We start from the raw sequence: 20,680 nt of genomic DNA, 5'->3' as shown, positions 1-20,680 counted from the left end.
CTAAAGTTGTGCACTTTTGCGCCATTTTGGGACGCTGTTAACACATTCGTATCGAATCGCGCGCCACCCATTCCACCGCAAGACGGGTTTCAGGGGGAATATCGGGCTCGTCATTCAGGATGCGCAGCATAATGTGAACCGCCGTGCGGCCCAGTTCCCGGGCTGGCTGGCGGATGGTGGAAATGCGGGGTTGGGTAAAATCGGCATAGGTGGCGTCGTCAAATCCCACCAGAGACAGCGCCTCGGGAGCCTGCAACCCGCGTGCGCGCAGACCATCCAGCAAGCCCAGCACCAGATAGTCACTGGCGGCAAACACGGCGGTTGGGCGTTGCGGCCGGCTGAACAGGTGTTGAAGCGCCTGTTCGCCAAACTCACGCTGGTATTCGCCGTACATTACCCATTCAGGCGGCACGGTCAGGCCCGCCTGCGCCATGGCGGTGCAGAAGCCCTGATAGCGTTCGCGCACGCTCATCAGCTCATCCGGCCCGCCAACAAACGCGATATGACGATGACCGGCGGCGATCAGCTTTTCGGTAGCAATGCGCCCGCCCTGCACGTTATCGGCGAACACCTTTGGCACTCTGCTGCCGGGAATATCTTCATCCAGCAGCACAATACGCTGGTGACGGTTAATTTCCTTACGCAGCAGCCCGTTATCCGGGTGGTTGGTGGTAAACAGCAGGCCATCCACCTGGCAGGTATCCAGCCAGCGGATAAACTGGCTTTCTTTGCCGGGATGGTTGCGGGTGATGCAGAGCACAAGGCTGTAGCCACAGGCCGAAGCGGCTTCTTCCGCCGCGTCCGCCAGTTCGGCGAAGAAAGGGTTAGTAATATCGGGCAGGACCAGCCCTAAGGTTTCACTGCCGCCTTTGCTCAGGCGGCGCGCCAGGCTGTTGCCGCGATAATCCAGCTGGCGAATGGCGGCTTCAATGCGGTCGATGGTGTCCTGCGGCAGCATAATGCTTTGATTCATATAGCGGGATACGGTCGCTTTTGACAGCCCGGCCAGCGTCGCTACGTCGGATAACAGCACCCGTTTTTTAATCATATCCACAGCCATCTTGCCCAGAATCGGCTATCTGTAACACAGTTACGCGCGCCGGATACAGTATTTTTGCGCCGCCCCTGGCGATAAAATAATCGCTTGACAAAATCTGAGCGGAAGAGAATGGTAGAGACAGTTTACCGCATTACCCGGGAGTCACTCCCACACCGGCTTAGCCCGTTTCAGGTGTTCACCATAATGGACAGTGAGCAGAAACGCGGTTATTCAGGTTCAGGCTGAATAAGCCATTCACACGATATTTGCCCGCCAACAATAATCCCTCTGCATTTCGATGCGGAGATCGACTGGTTATCGCACATTCCCGACGAGGAATTTTAAGATGATGGCATTTAACACCAGAAAACTGCGTTCTGTTGCGCTGGCAACGGGCTTACTGGCAGCGGGTTCGTTTTTTACTTTGGCTCATGCAGCACCGACTTATGCGCTGGTACAGATCAACCAGCAGGCCTTGTTCTTTAATCAGATGAATCAGGGCGCACAGGAGGCAGCGAAAGCCAGCGGTAAAAATTTAGTGATCTTCAACGCCAACGATAATCCCGTGTCGCAAAACGACGCGATCGAAAATTATATTCAGCAGGGCGTGAAGGGCATTATGGTGGACGCGATTGACGTCAACGGCATTATGCCTGCGATTAAAGAAGCGGCCGCCGCTAAAATACCAGTGATTGCGATTGATGCGGTATTACCGGCTGGCCCACAGGCGGCGCAGGTGGGCGTGGATAATCTGGAAGGCGGTAAGATTATCGGCAAATATTTTGTCGATTACGTGGCGAAAAATATGGGCGGCAAAGCGCGGCTGGGCATTGTGGGCGCGCTGAACTCAGCCGTGCAAAACCAGCGTCAGAAAGGCTTTGAAGAAACCATTAAGAGCAATCCTGGCATTACCGTCGCGGACGTGGTGGATGGCCAGAACGTGCAGGACACCGCGATGACGGCAGCAGAGAACCTGATCACCGGCAACCCGGACCTGACGGCCATCTATGCCACTGGTGAACCGGCGTTACTGGGCGCGATTGCGGCCGTAGAGAACCAGGGGCGGCAGAAAGACATCAAGGTGCTCGGTTGGGATCTGACGTCAAAGGCGATCACCGGTATCGATAACGGTTATGTCACTGCCGTTCTGCAGCAGGACCCGAAAAAAATGGGTGAAGAGGCGGTCAAAGCTTTGAACGCGGTGACGTCCGGCAAAACCGTGTCGAAAACCATTCTGGTACCGGCGACGGTCGTCACCAAAGCCAACGTGGACAGCTACCGCGCGATGTTTAAGTAACGCCTGACTCGCCGCCTGCACTCAGCAGTGCGGCGAGTTCGTTGACGGAGGGGAAGGCACTCAGCGTGCCGCGACGGCTCACCGTGATGGCGGCCGCCTGACTGGCATGAGTAAGTGCTAACTTATCAATTTGAACCTGGCGCCTGAGTGCCGACGCCAGCATGACGGCAAGAAAGGTATCGCCCGCTCCGGTGGTATCCAGCGCCTCGACGGGCGTGGCAGGGCAAAACTCGCGGCGGTCGCCCTGAATCAGCCAGGCACCCGCGCTACCGTGAGTAACCACTAACGTTTTAACCGCTTCAGGATGCAACTGCCGGGCTTCGTGCTGATTCACCACGGCAATATCCACCAGCGGCCAGCAGGCACTGAACCCGGCATGGACCGGCGAAGGGTTAAAGACGGTGATCAGGCCACGCGACTTCGCCAGCTGGAACAGCGCATGGGTTTTCTCCGGCGAGAAGTTGCCCTGCTGCACCAGGACATCGCCAGCGCGTGCCGCGGCCAGATGTGCACTGATGATATCAATGCTCAACGCATCGGCTGCCCCGGTGCTGGTAATGATGGCGTTGTCGCCGTCGGCGCTGTTGAGAATAAGCGAGGTATCGCTAAAGGGATGAACCGGTTCAGCGGGCATAAAATAAAGCGGCTCCTGAGTGAGCTGCTGGCGAAGAGTTATTCCATTGTTGTCTTTGCCCGTTGCGGCAATTAAATGGGTTTCTATGCCGCAGCGGGATAACAGAATCGCCTGATTCGCGCCTTTACCGCCGATATCCTGCGAAACTTTATTTCCATGAACCGATGCGCCTTTTAACGGAATATCGGCAATGCTCCAGGTTTCATCGACAGTGATATTTCCGGCCACATAAACACGCATAGTGTTTCCCTGAACAGGATAAAGACAAGATGGTTGCTATATCAGCAGAAAAAAATGATGCAATACAAGCGATATTTTCCCGCCCCAAAGCGGTCATTGGCGTGATTCACTGTGACCCGTTTCCCGGCTCGCCTAAATACCGGGGGAAATCAGTTAAGGCGATAACAGAGCGTGCACTGCGCGATGCGGAAAATTATATTTGCGGCGGCGTTCATGGCCTGATTATTGAAAACCACGGCGATATTCCGTTTTCAAAACCCGAGGATATTGGCCCGGAAACCTCAGCCCTGATGGCGGTTATCACGGAAAAAGTGCGCGAACGGTTTGGCGTGCCGCTGGGCATTAACGTGCTGGCGAACGCGGCGCTGCCGGCCTTTGCCACCGCGCTGGCGGGCGGGGCGGATTTTATCCGCGTCAACCAGTGGGCGAATGCTTACATCGCCAATGAAGGCTTTATTGAAGGGGCCGCCGCCAAAGCGTTGCGCTACCGCAGCCAGCTGCGTGCCGAACATATTCGGGTGTTTGCCGACAGCCATGTTAAACACGGCAGCCATGCGATAGTGGCCGACCGCTCCATTCAGGAACTGACACGCGACGTGGACTTCTTTGACGCGGACGCCGTGATCGCCACCGGCCAGCGCACCGGCGACAGTGCCACCCTGGGCGAAATCGACGAGATCCGCGCCGCCACCGCCTTACCGCTGCTGGTGGGGTCGGGCGTCACGCCTGCCAATGTCTGCCAGATCCTGGGCCGCACCCAGGGCGTGATTGTCGCCAGCGCGCTCAAGGTGGACGGCGTCTGGTGGAACGATGTGGATCTGGAAAGGGTTAAACACTTTATGGCCGTGGCGCAGGCGGCGCTGGATAAGGCCTAGCCGCTGTTTAGCGTCAGCCACAGGCAACAAAAAACCCCGCGGGTGAGACGAGGTTTTTTGTTTACGTCAGCACGGTTACGTGCGGTGAACATCATGCATTATCAACCTAATCAGCCTGTTACAGGCAGCGGAAAGGGTCGCAGGCTGTAAGTGCTCCTGACCACAGGAGCCAGCGTATGAGATGGATAGAAATCGCTCGCGTATTTCTGAAGCTCATGGTTGCACTACTGCAACTGCTTGAAATTATCGTGAAGTCCTTCAGGTAAATCACGTTCAGGCCGCACCTAAGGGAGGTGATATTCACCTCCCTTTAATCACAGGGTTCGAAAAAGCAGAGCGGTTACGTCAGGCCAGCCAGCCTTTCACCACCGGCAGCACCGCCGGAATCTGCGACAGCAGGTAGAGAATCAGCCCGATGGTGCCGCCCACCAGCGTGCCGTTGATGCGGATAAACTGCAGGTCCTTACCGATATTCAGCTCGATCTGCTGCGACATATCGCGCGCATCCCAGCTTTTCACCGTGTCGCTGATATGGCGCGTCAGGAACGCCGCGAATTCTGGCGCGACGCTGCGGGCAGCGTCTTCCAGATGCTGATTCATTGAGCTGCGCAGCCCTTCATCGGCGGCCAGGGTTTCGCCCAGCCACAGGGCCGCCTGACGGACCTTGTCCTGCACTTTTGACGCCTCGCTGTTGAGATCCGTTTTCAACCAGTCGCGCAGATCGCCCCACAGCTCGCCAATATAGCGGTTAAGCGTGGGATCGTCTTTCAGCCAGCCTTTGATTACCTCGGCGCGCTCGGCCATCTCGGGATCGTTTTTCAGTTTTTCGATCAGGCGATCTACCGCGCGATTAAAGCCCAGCCGCAGCTCGTGGCCCTGATCCAGCGCCACGTCATCCAGCAGGGAATCCACCGCGTTGGCCACCAGCTCTGCGCTGTGCTCCCCCAGCCATTCGGTCGGCAACATTTTGGCCTTGATGGGGTGCTCGCGCTTCAGCCAGCGCACCAGCTGGCTGGCGATAAATTCCCGGGTGCTGGGCTTATGCAGCAGCCGCAGCAACTGCTCGACCGCCGCATCCAGCAGTTCCTGATGCCGGTTATTTTTGGTCAGGCTTTCCAGCATCAGCGCGCCGCTCTGGCTGAGATCCACCTTGTCGATCGCCTTATGCACCGCGCGGCGCATAAAGTGCTGGATGCGCGCGTCATCGGTCAGATCGAGAAAGCCGCGCATGACCTGCAGCAGGTGGCGACCGATCCGATCGGCATTGCCGGGCGCGCTCAGCCAGGTGGCCAGCATTTGCGAGGGATCGTGACGGCGGATCAGATTCAGCATCGAATCGGTATCCAGAAACTTTTCCTGCACAAAGCGGCCCAGATTCTCCCCGATGCGATCTTTATTGCGCGGGATGATCGCCGTATGACGGGCAATAAACGGCACCGGTACGCGGCGAAACAGCGCCACCACCGCAAACCAGTCAGCCAGCGCGCCGACCATCGCGGCTTCGGCGATGGCTTTGATGCCGCTGACGTAAAAGTTGGGCGGCAGAAACAGGGTAACCACAAAGGTAGCGGCAGCCAGCAGCAGCAGCGACAGCGCCAGACGTTTGGTCCGTTTTAGTTCACGTTGTTTATCCATGTCCTGATCTTAGCAGCTTGCCTGATGATTAAGTATAAAATGCCGGTTTGCGCCCGTGTTACCCCGATCAGAATGGGGCTTGTTTAACGCAGTAAATTTGCGACAAAGTAGATGAGTAGTGAGATGAATCACACCAAAGTTTATCCCCAGGATAACGGCTTTCGTGAATCAGGTGCCCGGCATTAGAAACAGGATTCAATGCACGAAACGGATCAGGGTTAAATCACGGGTTAACCGGCGGCGGGCAGCCGAAACGAATCAGGTCTCCAGCAGCGCACTGACGCTGGGAAGTGAGGTACATTGTCGACAAAAAAAAGGACTATAATCCCATTTATCGCTACCTAATAGGAATAAATTCCCATTATGATGTCAGACGTTGAATGCCGATTCCTGTAGGGCTTGCTCGGCCCGGCCAATGCCTAAGCCCTTAGCAACATGTCGCCACGACTTCACCGCGCTCAGCACCTCATCGTAGATTTTCGTTGCGTCACTCTGTGACAGCCTGAAGAAATCTTTTACCTCAAAAGCGAGTCGGTAATCGAGCGAGTTGTCTGAATCATTAATATTGAGATGAAGCCCTTGCTTGCCGACAATCGGGTTTACGTCATAAGCCGGTGATAACGTCCAGCCCTGCCGTGTGAGCAAGAAACCGTGATTGCGCAGATGGTCGTCAGTATTCGATACGGCAATATTCAACACGATTCTGCGCCATAGCTGGGCTAAATCGGCTTTTGTTTGCGCGCCCTGAGTGGAGAGAAATTCGGCGATTTCTAAATAACTGGCCCCCTGCGACTGCTCACCATCATAGTAGTGAAGCTGTGTCATTGCCGATGAAAAATGAATCCGCTTTTCACCCTCGCGATCGAAGCGGCGAGTTAAAAAGGTATGGTGTGTTGATGAAAACCGCCTGATTTCGGCAGGAGACATATTAACGCCAGCCGCGATGGCCAACTGATGGCACACCATCTCCCATGCACCGATGTCACAGGTGTCTGTGGTGTTGGGAAACTTGGCGATCCACAGCTGGTTATTCTCATCGGTCACACAGGCCTTTGGCCTTGCACCGCCTAATGATGACCCTGGTGAAATCAGCATTTTCAACCAGGCGTAATATTCATCACTATCAATATTTTCATCTTTTTCAATTTGTAGGGCGGCATGCTCTAATTCTCGCAGCGCCGCGATTGGCGGGGCGGCAAAATCACTGTTGTTATCCAGAAAATCATCGCATCCTGATTTCCTGAATCGAATACCGCCCATTCGATAAGCATCATGTACGCCCAGAAGATAATCCAGCTCAGTCAGTCGACTATTCGCCCGCATGCCCTTACGCGCTTCAATCGCTGCGCGACGCTGCATCAAAATACGCCCCCAGCGATCGGGTGACGAATCGAGAAAAGCGCGGAAGTTTTTATTTGCTTCGTCGTTGTAGAGTTCCCCTGAGTGAAGCGTCAGCATAGGATCGATTTGCAAACGGTGGGGAGAGGTTAAAAATGCGTTGTCATATTAAAAGCTGAATACACCGCCACGACTGGAATCACTGTAAGAAAGGTGGCCCAGCAATAAAGGTTTCTCTATGGGTTGCCAGTCTGCATAGACCTCAATGCTTTCACGACTCATTTTGAACCTTCCAGCAGTTTAATGTTTTGCAGCTTAATACCGACCTCATCGTGAGCCGCCATTTCTGCAAAATTGTTTTCCATTCCCAGCACGGCCATGATTTTTAAATAGGTGCCAATGGCAACGCCCGGATCGCCTGCGAAGGCCTTGTTTATCGTCTTATGATCAAAACCGGTTCGCTCGCATAGCAATTTTTTAGTGAAGCCACGGCGTTTCATCGCCAATAGCAAATCCTCACCAAAGTGCATGAGGATTTTGCGTTGCCTGGGAAACAACACATTGTGCAAATCTCGTTTTGCCATCAACCTATCATCCGGGACTAAATTCCCAATTTTGGTTCAATGATGGGAATATAGTCCCTTTTTTTAAGTTGTACAATCAATCTTCGTTTTGACCCTTTCAACGCGAATTCGCATAATTTATGCCTCTGAGCGGGTAGCGAGAACATCACCCCAACCTGATTTCTGTACGTAAAAGCGCAGAACTGTCATAGAAATGTCAGTTCAGCGTATATCGTTAAGCTCATTATCAATGCGGAGCGCAGGGGGAAAAAGCGAGCGTGGCAGTGGATAGCCTGGCCATTACCGTTTCATGATGGCGATAGCCACGGGGATGCATGTCAGACATGGTGAAAGTATGCGACATTTCTGATCGTTAACGCCCTGCAAAATTGCTATTGGTTATCCTCGCAGCAGCGCACCCATAGCACGCTTTATCCGGCGCTTGTCACTCAGATTTAGCGCACGACTGGCGCATGTCGTGGAAAATTTGTTAAGAAAGTGGATGTTCTTGAGTGGCTTATTTGCATTAATTGTTCAATTTACTCTGGGCTCAACCGCAATGCACTGTGCGGTATCTCAATTTGTTGACGCACCCTATCCATGGAACCAGACCAGGAGAATTCACGTGAAAGCAATCGCAACGGCAACCGCAAGTCTGTTGATGTTAATGAGTGGCGTATCCGCGCAGGCGGAAGGGCTGACCACCTCGCAGGATGGTAAAAACCTGACCGTCAGCTTCGGCCAGCCCACCATTAAGCAGGTGCTGCATTACCGTAAAATGTACGACAAAAAACCCTTCCCCGATGCCGAAATTTATTACTACGACAACGGCACCTATAAAATCATCTCGCAGGGCGAAAACCACTACGGCGTTTACGTGATGCAGGGTAAGTTTGATGATGAGACCTTCACGGTGCGCTTTATCTCGCTGCCTTCCACCGACTGGGGCAACAAAACCGCCTTCCATCAGCTGACCTTTGTGCGCGGCGACAAGCAGAACGTGTTTATTCAGAACGCGATTGTTGATACCGGCGAGGCGATTGCCCAGCAGAACGGCACTTACACCCAGGAAAAGAACACCGTCACCAATCCGGTGTCTACCAGCTGGAAGCACAAGTAGCGTTGAGGTGGCAGCCCGGCTGCCACCGTATTTTACCGACGACGTCCGCCAAACAGGCTGCCCAGCACGCCGCGAACGATCTGGTTAGTAATCTGACGCCCCGCGCTTTTTGCCATGGTTTGCACCACGCCGTCCCGCTTGCCGCCGCGCGGACCGGTGCTGCCAAACAGAATGTCTTTTAATCCCCCCAGAATGCCGTCATCGACCGCCACCGCATTGCCTTTGGCTTCGGGCGCATTGGCCTTGTCACTGGCGGCCTGAACGCCCTGTTGCAGACGTTCGTAAGCCGATTCCCGATCGACTTCTGTGTCGTACTTGCCCGACAGCGGAGAATGGTTGATCAGCCCGTTGCGCTCGTCCGTGTTCACCGGCCCCATGCGCGAGCCGGGTGCGATCACCATCGCCCGCTCCACCACCGACGGGCTGCCTTTGGCATCCAGAAAGGAGATCAGCGCTTCGCCGGTGCCCAGCGCCTGTATCGCCTCCACGGTTGTAAAGGCCGGATTGGCGCGCAGGGTTTCGGCGGCGGTTTTCACCGCTTTTTGATCGCGCGGGGTAAAGGCGCGCAGCGCATGCTGCACCCGGTTGCCTAGCTGGCCCAGCACGCTGTCGGGAATGTCCGCCGGATTCTGCGTCACAAACCAGATCCCTACGCCTTTGGAGCGGATCAGGCGGATCACCTGCTCAATCTTCTCCAGCAGCACCGGCGGCGCCTCGTTAAACAGCAGGTGCGCCTCATCAAAGAAGAACACCAGCTTCGGTTTATCCAGATCGCCCGCTTCCGGCAGGTGTTCATACAGCTCTGACAGCATCCACAGCAGGCTGGTCGCGTAAAGTTTGGGCATCTGATACAGCTTCTCGGCCGACAGGATGTTAATAACGCCTTTGCCGTTGCTGTCAACGCGCATCCAGTCGCTAATCTCCAGCATCGGCTCGCCAAAGAAGTGCTCTGCACCTTGCTCCTCCAGCGCCAGCAGCCCGCGCTGGATCGCGCCCACTGAGGCGCTGTTAATGTTGCCGTACTGCGTCTGAAAGCTTTTCGCGTTATCGCCGATGTACTGTGTCATGGCGCGCAGATCTTTAAAATCCAGCAGCAGCAGGCCCTGATCGTCAGCGATACGGAAGATGATCTGCAGTACGCCGCTCTGCACCTCGTTCAGGTTCAGCAGCCGCGCCAGCATCAGCGGCCCCAGATCCGACACCGTCGCGCGCACCGGATGGCCTTTCTCACCGAAAATATCCCACAGCACCACCGGGCTGCTGGTCGGCTGCCAGTCGGTCACACCGATGTTGGCCAGCCGCGCCTGCAGCTTTTCGCTGCTCTGGCCTGCCATCGCCACGCCGGTTAAATCGCCTTTCACATCCGCCATAAACACCGGCACGCCGATGGCAGAGAAGGATTCCGCCAGCTTTTGCAGCGTCACGGTTTTGCCCGTGCCGGTGGCACCGGTGATCAGGCCGTGGCGGTTTGCCATCTGCGGCAGCAGGTGCAGTTGAACGTCAGGGGTTTGGGCGATAAGCAGGGGAGCGGTCATAGCGCAGTACTCACAAATAGTCAGTCATGCGTCAAGCATAGCCAGCGGGGCGGCAGCCGTCAGTAAAGATTACGTGCTGCCGCCCTGAAATTTACTTCTCCACCTCTTCAAAATTCAGCAGCGTGACGCCAATCCCCTGTTGCGCGTGCGTCACGTTCTTGCGCAGCGCCACCTGCACCTCGCCCTGCAGCATCACCACGTAAGGCGAGTTCTGCTGAAGCTGCTGTTGCAGCGAGACGTAATCGGCCCGGCGCTTCGCAGCATCGCTTTCTCCGGCGGCTTTGCGCGTCAGGGCGCTCAGCTCCGGAATATCCCAACCTACGCGCCAGGCCAGGGTTTTGCTGCCGTTCGGCACGTTATAGGCGAAGGTGCTGGCGTTGGTGTTGGGATCGATGTAGTCCGCGCCCCAGTAGGTAAAGATGGATTCAAAGTTGCGGCTGCGCATCTTGCTCCACAGCTCGGATTCCGCCACCGGCTGGATATCCAGATTTACATCCGCCTTCGCAAAGCTCGACTGCAGCGCCTGGGCAATATCGATATAAGGCGGCTGATTCACCACCGACAGCGCGATATGCGCGCCGGGCTTAATGCCGCCTTTGGCTAATATCGCTTTGGCCTTCTCGACATCGTAGTGGAACGGTTTGGTTTCCAGCGCGCCGTCAAAGCCCTGGGGCAGGAAGCTCTGGTGTACGCGATATTGCCCCTTCAGCAGCTGATTCGCCAGGCTGTCGTAGTCCACCAGCCAGCGCGCCGCCTGCCATAAGGCCGGATTGCCCAGCGCAGGCTGCTGCGTACTTTTGGTGTTAAAGCCCAGGTAGTAGATCAGGCTGGAGGGAAAGGCGGCAATGTGCACGTTGGGATCGCTTTTCAGCGAGGCAAGCTGATCCGGCCCCAACTGGTACGCCGCATCCACATCGCCCTGCTGGATCAGCAGCCGACGGGTGCCCGGATCGGCCACGCCTTTCAGCAGCACCCGTTTCAGGTGCGCTTTCTGGGTGCTGTTGGGATTGGCCTCCAGCACCAGCGCCTGCAGGGGCACGAACTGCTTGATTGCGTAGGCCGCGCTGCCCGCAGAGTGGGTTTTCAGCCAGCCATTGCCGAAGTCGTTATTGGCGGCATGCGACTGCGCCAGCTTGCTGTCAACAATGGAGGAGACCGGCGCGGTCAACAGGCGCAGGGCCAGATCCTGCCCGATCTCTGCCGGCCAGCGCAGCTCAAGCTGATGATCGTTGATCACGGTGAACTGCTGATCGATGTTCTCCGGCGTCCAGCCAAATTCCCCGAGGATAAACGAGGGCGCTTTGTTCAGCTTCACCGCGCGGGTAAAGGAGAACACCACGTCCTGCGCCGTTAACGGATTGCCGCTGGCAAAACGCGCCTGCGGATTCAGGTCAAACACCAGGCTGTGCGGGGTTTTGCCCGCCTGCCAGCGCAGGGCCGCCAGCGGGGCCAGCTTCTGCGGATCCTGATGGTCCGGCTCTAGTAACGTCTGATAGATATTACGCAGGCTGCTGTTGCTGACGGTTTCAAAGCTTTCCGCCGGATCGAAACTGATAATGCCATCTAGCGGCACGGCGACCACAAACGTATCTTTCGGCGTTGCCGCGTGGGCGGCAGAGGAGAGAGCAAGGGCGGTAAGCAGGAGCAGCGGTTTGCGCATAGCGGTTATCCTTAATGATTGATAACCCTACTGTAACCCGCGCCAGAGCAGGTCAAAATGCCGGTTTGTTCTGAGCTATGCCAGTTTCGTCTTAGCCGATTTGTCTTAGCCGATTTGTCTTAGGTGACAGGCCGCCATGATGCGGGCGGCTCAGGCCGTCAGTGGAAGTTATGAATGACTTCCAGCACGCCGTTAATAATGAACTGGACGCCCATGCAGACCAGCAAAAAGCCCATCAGGCGGGAGATCGCCTCGATGCCGCCTTTGCCCACCAGGCGCATGATCGCCCCTGAACTGCGCAGGGAAATCCATAAAATCACGCTCACCACCAGGAACGTCAGCACCGGCGCGACGTTCAGTACCCAGGCAGGGAAATCCACCCCGCTGCGCACGGTAGAGGCCGAGGAGATGATCATCGCGATCGTCCCTGGCCCGGCCGTGCTCGGCATCGCCAGCGGCACAAAGGCGATGTTCACCGGTTCCTGCGCGGTTTCCAGCTCATCGTGCTTGTGCTTAGCTTCAACCGAATGGCCCACCGGCTTCGCCGGAAACAGCATCCGAAAACCAATAAACGCCACGATCAGCCCGCCCGCGATGCGCAGCCCCGGAATGGAGATACCGAAAGTGTGCAGCACCGCGCTGCCTGCGTACCAGGCCACCATCATGATGGCGAACACATAGATGCTCGCCTGCAGCGCCTGGCGGTTGCGCTCCTGAAAATTCATCTCACCGGCCAGGCCCAAAAACAGCGCCACGGTGGTGAGCGGGTTGGCGAGCGGCAGGATCACCACCAGCCCTAACCCAATTGCTTTGATTAACTCCAGCATGCCTTATCCCGCTTAGTGTTTAGGACGTTCCAGCGCTTCCAGCAGCTCCGGGAAGAAGTCTTGCAGGATCTCCGGCGTCATCAGCTCCGGGTACTGCATCAGGTGCTCGCGGATACGTTCGTTTACGTCCGGGATCAGGCGCTGTGCCGCATCGCTGGCGCTGATTTTGTGCTTCTTCATGCTGCGCAGCAGGTCGGCGGGCAGGTTATCTTCGTCTTCGTTATCTTCCACCATCTCCAGCGCGTCCAGCTCGTCGAACATCTCCATCAACGCTTCGGTCTGCGGCGTGCGGGATTCATATTCGCGCGGATGCTCTTCTGCCATATAGCGCAGCATCAGGCGCATCGGCGTGCCATCGGGGGACTTGGGCGGTTCGGCGGCGAACCAGGTCAGCAGCTGGTGGATGGTGACCTGATGGACGTGATAACCGTTATCCACCAGCTCGTCGGCCAGCAGCTCGGCGCTTTCGTTTTCAATCAGACAGATATGCGTGCGGTTGGGATCGTACTCTTCGAGCCACTGGTAGATCTCTTCGATCACCCCATCGTCGTACTCGAACTTTTTGTTTACATAGCTCCCTTCTGACGCATTTACGCAGGCTGTGATCAGGTCTGGATCGAAGTAAATTGCGATGTTGATACCTTTCATGCGTGCTGTCCTGTTCAAATCCAAAACATCACTATAGCGCCCAACGCATTAGGAAGGAAAACTTATGACTTAACGTGTTGCGATACAAGGTGATGCAGACAGCGGGCGGGGGACTGACTGGCGGTAAAAAAGCGGGTAAGAAGAGGCGATAAACCTGCCAGCGCGGGGCTGGCAGGCGGCTGTCAGGAGATAAAGTTTTTACCCTGTTTCAACACCACGTCACAGGCTTTAGTTTTCAGCTTCTCGCCCATCGGCGAGTTGCTGAGGCTTTGCAGGTTTAGCTGCTGGCCATTGCCGGTGTTCAGCAGCCCGGCCACACCCTGGGTGTAATCCGGTTTCTGCTCCTGTGCCGCCGTGGTATTCAGGCCCAGCTTGCTCAGCACCTGATCTTTTACCGACTGCACGTTGTTTTTCACCACGTTGTGCTCCACACAGTACTGCATTACGCCGGCGGCATTGGTCATGCTGTTGGCGCTCATGGCTTTGTCGTTGCTGTTCAGCAGGCTGGTAATGGAGGACATCGACAGCCCGCCGTTCTGCTGACCTGTTGCACCGTTGTTTTGCTGACTCAGCTGGTTGGCGGCGCTGCTCAGTTGATCCTGCCAGCTTGCAGCTGACGCATTACCCGCCAGCAGCAGGGCTGCCAGGGCGCAGGCGATATGGCGCTTTTTCATTTCGACCTCGGTTGGGTTTTATGCTTCGTGCTGTTAAGAGGCGGTGCGGATGAGAAAGTTCCGACGAGATCGTAAGGAGAAGGCGGTTTGGGAGGATTCTGGCAGCGGGACAGCGCGGGTTTACCGGGTTCCGTGTGTTTTTTCGCCGCTTAGCGCACATCACAGCGGAATTGGGTTGCTTGCTGGGCACGTAACGGTATAATCCCCAACGTTTTCCGCATCCTCTTCAGTGCCGAAGTGGCGAAATCGGTAGACGCAGTTGATTCAAAATCAACCATCGAAAGATGTGCCGGTTCGAGTCCGGCCTTCGGCACCATCGGAACATCAATAGACGTCAACGGACGTCTTTTTTTGTGCCTGAAATCCAGTATCCGCAAGGCTTTCCTCGCTTTTTCACTCAACCTAAGTCAACCTGATTCAATCTACATCAACTTACTGATGCGGGTACATCTGCGGGTATATCCCGGTTCGATAATGTTTGTACCCACACAGAACCCTTGAAAGGATACTCATCATGGCTCTGAGTGATGTGAAAGTTCGTTCGGCTAAGCCTGAAGCAAAAGCCTATAAGCTCACTGATGGTGACGGTATGGTATTGCTGGTTCACCCTAACGGTTCTAAATACTGGCGACTTCGTTATCGCTTCAGCGGCAAAGAGAAGATGCTGGCACTGGGGAAATACCCTGAAGTCTCGCTGGCAGATGCCCGGGCTCGCCGGGATGAAGCCCGTAAGCTGTTAGCTAATGGCGTTGATCCCAGTGAGAACAAGAAAGCCGTTAAGGTAGAGCAGGAGCAAGAGGCGATAACTTTTGAAGTGGTTGCCAGAGACTGGCATGCCAGCAATCAGAAGTGGTCTACATCGCACAGTGCCCGTGTTTTGAAAAGCCTTGAAGATAATCTCTTTGCTGCTATCGGTAAGCGGAACATTGCGGAACTGAAGACACGAGATTTGCTTGTACCCATTAAGGCTGTGGAATCATCCGGACGTCTTGAAGTCGCCGCCCGTTTACAGCAGCGGACTACCGCGATTATGCGCTTTGCCGTACAGAGCGGCTTAATCGACTACAACCCCGCGCAGGAGATTGCTGGTGCGGTTGCTACGGCGAAAAGACAGCATCGTGCTGCATTAGAGCTTAACCGCATTCCTGAATTACTTCACCGCATTGATCACTATTCTGGTAGGCCGTTAACTCGACTGGCGGTTGAACTCACGTTGTTAGTTTTCATCCGTTCAAGCGAGCTGCGTTTTGCTCGCTGGGCAGAAGTAGATTTTGAAACGGCGATGTGGACTATCCCTGGTGAGCGTGAACCACTTGAAGGCGTTAAGCATTCTCAGCGTGGTTCGAAGATGCGGACTCCACATCTTGTTCCCTTATCGCGTCAGGCCTTAGCTATTCTGGAAAAGATCAAATGCATGAACGGGAATCGAGAGCTGATTTTCGTTGGCGATCACGATCCACGTAAACCGATGAGTGAAAACACGGTGAACAAGGCACTGCGGGTTATGGGGTACGATACGAAAGTTGAAGTCTGCGGGCATGGTTTTAGGACGATGGCTTGTAGTTCGTTGATTGAATCGGGATTGTGGTCGAAGGATGCGGTAGAGAGGCAGATGAGCCATCAGGAACGTAACTCTGTACGTGCGGCCTACATTCATAAGGCTGAGCATTTGGGAGAGCGTAGATTGATGGTGCAGTGGTGGGCGGATTATCTGGATGCTAATCGGGAGAAGATTGTAAGTCCGTTTGAATTTGGAAAGTAGCAACAATATTAAGACATATATTATTAGTATCTAGGGTATATGCTTTTTTAGTTCTTAACTAAATGAAAGTTAAACCCTTTCAAAACTAAATAAAAGTCAAGGGAAGTTATTTCCGTGACTTTTATTTTATCTACGTGTGTTCAACCTAGGTTTGCTCAAAAAAAAGCTGTATTTATGTACAGTTGTTGTTGAGTATTCACACTCAAAATGATACAATCTTATCCTGATGATGGAAGAAATATATAACATGAAACATATCCATTTAATTAATTCACTGTCTTTAAATAATGCTGAAAAGTTCGCTGAGAAAGCGACAGGCAAGTACTATACTGATGAAAAAATTGCATTTTTGATGATAGAGAAATTATTGCCATTAATAAATGCAACTGGTAAAAAAAATTATAATATTGCGGATCCATTTTCAGGAGACGGACGACTTATCACATTGCTTATTAAACAATGGATATTAAATGGCTTTCCTGATGTGGAATGGAATGTTTATCTATTTGATATAGAACATGCTGGCCTTGTTCATGCTCAAAGTGAGTTAGCTGAACTTGAATTAGCTGGTGCAAATATTAAAGTTACTGTAAAAAATATTGATGTTTTTTATGAGTTTGAAAACTATATCGATTACTTTGATTGTGTTATTACTAACCCACCTTGGGAGAATATAAAACCAGACTCCAGGGAACTCAATCTATTTGAGCCATCTATTAAATCGAAATATATCGACTCGCTTCGAGAGTTTGATGATTATTTGTCAAAAGTTTTACCATATTCACAACCGAAGCGCAAATTTGCTGGTTGGGGGACTAATCTTTCACGTGTTGGTGCAGAGCTTAGCTTAGAAATATGTAACAAAAATGGTATATTAGCTATTGTTATGCCTGCATCTTTTTTTGCTGATGAACAGTCTTTTACTTTGCGTCAAAAGTTCTTTAACACTGGAAGGCTTGATTTCATAAACTATTATCCAGCGGAAGCAAAGTTATTCAATGGCGCTGATGTGTCTTCATGTTCTTTTATTTTAATTAAAGGCGATTCTTTTAATAAGGACATGCAGCTTAGTGTATATGATAAAAAATTAAATATTAATTCATTCGGGTGTTTTGATTTATCTAGTATAGATACTCAACATCTTAGCATTCCAATATCTCAAGGTGTTCATGCAATCCATTTATTAAAGAAGCTGCAAGAGGAATACTCAACTTGGAATAGCTTAGAAAAAAATGGAGAAATATGGGCGGGAAGAGAAATCGATGAGACGGGGAGTAGCAATTGGACAAAAAAAAATGGGGATGGATACCTATTCGTTAAAGGGAAAATGATCGGAAGATACAACTTTGACATTAGTTATAATTTAAAGATAACTAAAAGAATTGATAAGGTTCCATCCAGTTCTAATTTTAAAAGAATTGCATGGCGTGATATTTCTCGTCCAAGTCAAAAGAGAAGAGTAATCGCAGCAGTAATTCCTCCTGATTCATTAGCAGGGAATTCACTGGGGGTGGTCTATTATCAAAATGGATCACAGGATTCACTTTTTAGTTTATTGGGAATAATAAACTCCCTTTGTTTTGAATTTCAATTAAGAAGCTTTTTAGCCACTGGCCATGTTTCATTATCAGCTTTAAGAAAGACTGCGATACCGTCTGAAAAAATATTATCGCAACATACTGAGTTAAAACAGCTGGTAATCTCTTGCATGAATGGGTGCTGTGATGCTGAACTGAAAATTGAGGCTTATATAGCCAAAAAAATTTACAAATTGAATTTGAATGAATTTGATAAACTTTTGTCTTCATTTGATAAGATTGAGTTAGCAGAAAAAGAAAATTTACTGAGGATGTTTCAACATTATGGCTAAAAGTGAAGCATTAATGATTCCCAATCATAAGGCTGCAAAGCTAAGTGAACTGGATATGATGATTGTTAATTCGGTACCGCCAGGCGGTAACTGGAAAAACATTCCTTTAGATGTACCATCTAAAAGAATAGAACAAATTCGGGAAAGCTATGCACAAGGAAAAGGAAGCCGTTCAACCTACTACGGTAGATTACTTCCAGATATGCCTGCATATACTATTAATACTTATTTTAACCGGCCTGGAAATGGTTGTCATATCCACTATGAGCAAAATCGTGTCCTATCCCAGAGAGAAGCAGCAAGATTGCAATCATTCCCAGATGATTTTATTTTCTGTGGAGGGCAAACAGCAGTTAATACCCAAATTGGTAATGCCGTACCTCCATTTTTGGCTTTTTTGATTGCGAAAGAAATAGAGAGAGCCATAGGTAATACTGGTTACTATGTCGATTTGTTTTCTGGGGCAGGGGGGCTTGGGTTAGGGTTCAAATGGGCTGGATGGACTCCATTATTAGCTAATGATATTGAGGAAAAATATCTACAAACATATTCAAGAAATGTTCATGAAGAAGTTATTTGCGGAAGTATTTCTGATGATGAAAATTTCTCAAAAATAATAAATAAATTATCAGGAATCAAAAAAACATATTCTGATAAACAATTGTGGATACTGGGGGGGCCTCCATGTCAAGGATTTTCTACGGCAGGAAATGCAAGAACAATGGATGATCCAAGAAACTCACTCTTCATGCATTATAAATCCCTCTTGGATCAGATAAAACCAAACGGTTTTATTTTTGAAAATGTTGCTGGTCTGTTGAATATGGAAAAAGGCAAGGTGTTTGAAAGGGTTAAAGAAGAACTATCATCAACCATGAAAACTATGAATGGGTGGGTATTAAACTCTGAACATTATGCAATTCCTCAACGCCGAAAAAGAGTTATATTAGTAGGTTCAAACGATCCTTTATTTTCAATCGAACCTCCAAAAAAAATAACTGAGCAAAAGGATTCTTGGGTTTCTGTTAAACATGCATTATCTGACCTCCCTCCTTTACAGCATGGTGAAGATGGAATTGGTAAATACTATATCCATCAACCTGAAAATGACTATCAACTGTTCATGAGAGGTTATATCACTGCTTCAGAGTATTATAACAGGAATGTAAAGCCCTCTTTTTAAGAGGGCTGTTTTTTTATTCTATTACCTCATCAGGGCTTGAGCGAACATAACGATCACTTGTCCAAGATAATTCTAATTCCTTTCCTATTTCACTCATCCCTGACATTAGTTTTTTTAATATCATATTGAATTTTTGTTGATTTTTTGTAATTATTTCTTGTAGCTCCAAAATGATGTCTTTGAACTCGTTTTCTGAATTTGAATTCTCGGACATTATTCCGGCTATTCTTTCATCTAAGCTGTTTGTAACTGTGCTTAATGATTGTAGGTTATTCAAGGCTTCAGTAAAGTAATTATCAGACAATTCATTTGATACTATAAATGCATTCCTACTTTCTTTTCTATGATAATCATTCAATGAAGTAAATGCTATTCTTATTCTTCTTGCTTTTTGCACAATTGTATATTTTGTTTCACGTTTTAATCTTTTTATTGCTTTAAAGTAAGTCACATGCTTTGAAATATATAACCCTTCAAATTCTGGAGTATAATTAGCTACTTCAAGATGTAAAAGACTCGCAAGGAAAGTATAATACCCTTCATCAAGTATTTTTTTAAGGAGGTTCATGTACGTATGTCTGTTATCACGTAGTATTTTACTTAGTCTTAAGGCTTTTTCAGTATCATCTACAGAGTGTTTCAGACGATTCCATACCTCCTCTGCGAACCATGAAATAACTGTATGCCCTTCATTCTCAGCTTCTAATAAAGAGGTTATATCGCTTAAATACATGCGATTATTTTTGGCACTATTACATGATTTACAAAGTAGTTGAAATTGAGGACGATGGGAAAATCCTAGTGATATCGGGCCAATATGGTCTGCTTGGCAAGGCATAGGGTGTAACCCTCCATTCCCTGTATTCAAGCATTCTTCTTCAATAAAAATATCATTTGTTCTAACTTGGCCCATTAGCCTATCAGCAGCAACCCAATCACCGTCAACCCAATATTCGAAAACTCTTCGATCAGTAACATAGGATTTAAGATTTTCTTTAGTTCTTCCTTTATCAGCAGTAGAGCGACAACAGCGGTTAAATGAATGGAATCCATCAAAACGGTCTGGAGGGTTTGCCATAGCTCCAGGGCTTAGCATGCGAGATTCTTGAGGTATGTATTGTTCTTTCAGATACTCAATCCATGCTTCGAGATTGTTTGGTAGTTCAGGCGTTGTGATAAATTTTGTAGAAAATAAATATGATAAGTCTGAGTATATTTTTTCACCAAAACGATCATCCAAGCGTGTTAAAAGATCGATTATGTGTTCGTTTTGAGATAGCTCAAAAGTCTCATCGATATAATTAAGTTTTTTAACCCGAGAAAAGAAATGTTCGTTGGGATAAGAGTAAGACAATTCCATTTCTTTACCGCATTTTTTGCAGGGTTTAACTCCAAATGGATGAATTATTTTAGCTGTTTTACTAATCCAAGCATTTTCAGTATCGGGATTTATCCCGATGCTTTTTGCTTTATTTTTCCACCATTCATAGCGTCGTTGATGAGTGTGCTTAAATTTTCCTGATGCCCTATTTGATGGGGCTTCCCATTGAATCTCACCTTTTTCCCCAAAAGGGTCTGGCATTCCAGCATAATTTGGATGCTTAACTATTTTCTGGGAATACGCTAGAAATGCTGCATCACCATATTTAGGTTTTACATTTTTTTTCATTATATTTTGGTCTGAGTGGTTACTTTTGTAGTCGCTAATTATTTTATCAAAATCTGGAACAACTGCAATTTTTGCAATTTTCATAACATCTCCATGTAAGAAAGTCGTAAT

The 20,680-nt window shown here is 50.5% G+C and carries 16 protein-coding genes, 1 tRNA gene and 1 pseudogene; 7 read left to right on the top strand and 11 right to left on the bottom strand.

Annotation, left to right across the window (positions count from 1 at the left end; all coding sequences use genetic code 11):
• Positions 1-37 precede the first annotated feature (37 nt).
• A complete protein-coding gene (locus AAIE03_RS15520; protein WP_013024403.1) occupies positions 38-1,060 on the bottom strand; it encodes a LacI family DNA-binding transcriptional regulator in 1,023 nt (340 codons plus the stop codon).
• Between the two features lie 325 nt (positions 1,061-1,385).
• Between AAIE03_RS15520 and AAIE03_RS15515 the strand changes: the two genes are divergently transcribed.
• Positions 1,386-2,336, top strand: coding sequence for an ABC transporter substrate-binding protein (locus tag AAIE03_RS15515; protein WP_498563079.1), 951 nt, complete (start codon positions 1,386-1,388; stop codon positions 2,334-2,336).
• Here AAIE03_RS15515 and AAIE03_RS15510 read toward each other — a convergent pair.
• Entirely contained in the window at positions 2,329-3,210 is an 882-nt protein-coding gene (locus tag AAIE03_RS15510) for a ribokinase (RefSeq protein ID WP_210487485.1), read from the bottom strand. The two genes, AAIE03_RS15515 and AAIE03_RS15510, sit on opposite strands and share 8 nt — an antisense overlap.
• 29 nt (positions 3,211-3,239) lie before the next feature.
• Here AAIE03_RS15510 and AAIE03_RS15505 point away from each other — a divergent pair, with 29 nt between their 5' ends.
• Positions 3,240-4,085 (top strand): BtpA/SgcQ family protein, encoded by an 846-nt coding sequence (locus AAIE03_RS15505; RefSeq protein WP_022622340.1) that lies wholly within the window; start codon positions 3,240-3,242, stop codon positions 4,083-4,085.
• 345 nt (positions 4,086-4,430) lie between these two features.
• On the opposite strand, the gene AAIE03_RS15500 is transcribed toward AAIE03_RS15505, so the two are convergent.
• The 3 genes and pseudogenes from AAIE03_RS15500 to AAIE03_RS15490 all read right to left on the bottom strand — a co-directional run bounded on the left by AAIE03_RS15500 (position 4,431) and on the right by AAIE03_RS15490 (position 7,642).
• Entirely contained in the window at positions 4,431-5,720 is a 1,290-nt protein-coding gene (locus AAIE03_RS15500) for a DUF445 domain-containing protein (protein WP_442829011.1), read from the bottom strand.
• 369 nt (positions 5,721-6,089) lie between these two features.
• A pseudogene (locus AAIE03_RS15495) lies at positions 6,090-7,340 on the bottom strand (type II toxin-antitoxin system HipA family toxin).
• Positions 7,337-7,642 (bottom strand): helix-turn-helix domain-containing protein, encoded by a 306-nt coding sequence (locus AAIE03_RS15490; RefSeq protein WP_014606711.1) that lies wholly within the window; start codon positions 7,640-7,642, stop codon positions 7,337-7,339. Before AAIE03_RS15490 ends, AAIE03_RS15495 begins: the two are co-directional and overlap by 4 nt.
• 604 nt (positions 7,643-8,246) lie before the next feature.
• Here AAIE03_RS15490 and AAIE03_RS15485 point away from each other — a divergent pair.
• Complete coding sequence (locus AAIE03_RS15485; protein ID WP_014606710.1) at positions 8,247-8,741, top strand: hypothetical protein; 495 nt, start codon at positions 8,247-8,249, stop codon at positions 8,739-8,741.
• Between the two features lie 32 nt (positions 8,742-8,773).
• Here the strand turns inward: AAIE03_RS15485 and AAIE03_RS15480 are convergent, their stop codons facing one another.
• The 5 genes from AAIE03_RS15480 to AAIE03_RS15460 form a co-directional block, all read right to left on the bottom strand.
• Positions 8,774-10,276, bottom strand: coding sequence for a helicase HerA-like C-terminal domain-containing protein (locus AAIE03_RS15480; RefSeq protein WP_013024409.1), 1,503 nt, complete (start codon positions 10,274-10,276; stop codon positions 8,774-8,776).
• Positions 10,277-10,367: 91 nt separating this feature from the next.
• On the bottom strand, positions 10,368-11,936 hold the full coding sequence (locus AAIE03_RS15475; protein ID WP_161611365.1) for an ABC transporter substrate-binding protein: 1,569 nt from the start codon (positions 11,934-11,936) through the stop codon (positions 10,368-10,370).
• A 158-nt stretch (positions 11,937-12,094) separates the two neighbouring features.
• Positions 12,095-12,763, bottom strand: coding sequence for a MarC family NAAT transporter (locus AAIE03_RS15470; protein ID WP_013024411.1), 669 nt, complete (start codon positions 12,761-12,763; stop codon positions 12,095-12,097).
• 12 nt (positions 12,764-12,775) lie between these two features.
• Positions 12,776-13,411 carry a hypothetical protein gene (locus AAIE03_RS15465; protein ID WP_006121820.1) on the bottom strand — a complete coding sequence of 212 codons (636 nt, stop codon included), beginning with the start codon at positions 13,409-13,411 and terminating at the stop codon, positions 12,776-12,778.
• 182 nt (positions 13,412-13,593) lie between these two features.
• A complete protein-coding gene (locus tag AAIE03_RS15460) occupies positions 13,594-14,085 on the bottom strand; it encodes a YjjA family protein (protein ID WP_019106731.1) in 492 nt (163 codons plus the stop codon).
• Positions 14,086-14,316: 231 nt separating this feature from the next.
• Between AAIE03_RS15460 and AAIE03_RS15455 the strand changes: the two genes are divergently transcribed.
• The 4 genes from AAIE03_RS15455 to AAIE03_RS15440 all read left to right on the top strand — a co-directional run bounded on the left by AAIE03_RS15455 (position 14,317) and on the right by AAIE03_RS15440 (position 18,900).
• A tRNA-Leu gene (locus AAIE03_RS15455) sits at positions 14,317-14,401 on the top strand.
• Positions 14,402-14,599: 198 nt separating this feature from the next.
• A complete protein-coding gene (locus AAIE03_RS15450) occupies positions 14,600-15,847 on the top strand; it encodes a tyrosine-type recombinase/integrase (RefSeq protein ID WP_105079025.1) in 1,248 nt (415 codons plus the stop codon).
• A 247-nt stretch (positions 15,848-16,094) separates the two neighbouring features.
• Positions 16,095-17,717, top strand: coding sequence for an Alw26I/Eco31I/Esp3I family type II restriction adenine-specific DNA-methyltransferase (locus AAIE03_RS15445; protein ID WP_498563078.1), 1,623 nt, complete (start codon positions 16,095-16,097; stop codon positions 17,715-17,717).
• Positions 17,710-18,900: a DNA cytosine methyltransferase gene (locus AAIE03_RS15440; protein ID WP_105079024.1), complete on the top strand. Its 1,191-nt coding sequence runs from the start codon at positions 17,710-17,712 to the stop codon at positions 18,898-18,900. The genes AAIE03_RS15445 and AAIE03_RS15440 overlap by 8 nt, the downstream gene beginning before the upstream one ends.
• Before the next feature lie 13 nt (positions 18,901-18,913).
• On the opposite strand, the gene AAIE03_RS15435 is transcribed toward AAIE03_RS15440, so the two are convergent.
• Positions 18,914-20,653: an Alw26I/Eco31I/Esp3I family type II restriction endonuclease gene (locus AAIE03_RS15435; protein ID WP_263751439.1), complete on the bottom strand. Its 1,740-nt coding sequence runs from the start codon at positions 20,651-20,653 to the stop codon at positions 18,914-18,916.
• Positions 20,654-20,680 lie beyond the last annotated feature (27 nt).

The sequence above is a fragment of the Pantoea sp. Ae19-2 genome (assembly GCF_059801205.1).
The sequence above is the reverse complement of the archived record's forward strand: the minus strand, read 5'-3'. Positions and strand labels throughout refer to the sequence as shown.